Genomic DNA, 647 nt, shown 5'->3' with positions numbered 1-647 from the left:
CTTGGGTTTTACCAATCCTCCCACACACTGTGAGACTCCAGTACCTGGCGTTTCAATGGACCAAATTCATTCCAGCTTCAGCAAGCTCATGAAGGACCTGAACAAACCAGGAGCGCCGTATGTGTTGAGTCTCGCCAACCGTCTCTACGCAGAACAATCCTACCAGTTTGTCGAGAAATTCCTTAATGATACAATAAAATACTATGACGCCAAACTGGAGGAGGTGGATTTCAAGATGAATTCAGAGGCTGCTCGAGTCGACATCAACGAATGGGTGGAGGAAAAAACACAAGAGAAGATCAAGGACTTGCTCCCACAGGGATCCATCGGTGCATTGACGAAACTGGTCTTGGTGAACGCCATCTACTTCAAGGGGAACTGGGAGAAGAAATTCCCAAAGGAAGACACCAGAGATGGACAGTTTAAGCTGAACAAGGCTCAAACTAAACCAGTGAAGATGATGAATCAGAAGGCAGAGTTTCCTCTGGCCTTCATCTCCGAGTTGAACAGTCAGGTTCTGGAGCTGCCGTATGTCGGGACGGACCTCAGTATGTTGATCATCCTCCCGAACGAGATCCAAGACAAAACCACTGGCCTTCATAAGCTTGAAAAGGCACTGACCTACGAGAAGCTCATGGAGTGGACCG

1 protein-coding gene is annotated in these 647 nt (G+C 48.1%); it reads left to right on the top strand.

The annotated features are described in order from the left end of the window. Positions 1-55: 55 nt before the first annotated feature. Positions 56-647, top strand: a 592-nt coding sequence (locus GQS54_RS22995) for a serpin family protein (protein ID WP_205967902.1), incomplete at its 3' end; no start/stop codon positions are given.

Origin of the sequence: Paraglaciecola sp. 20A4 (assembly GCF_011378905.1) — a bacterium.
Lineage (GTDB): Bacteria > Pseudomonadota > Gammaproteobacteria > Enterobacterales > Alteromonadaceae > Paraglaciecola.
This window is presented reverse-complemented; position numbering and strand designations above follow the sequence as displayed.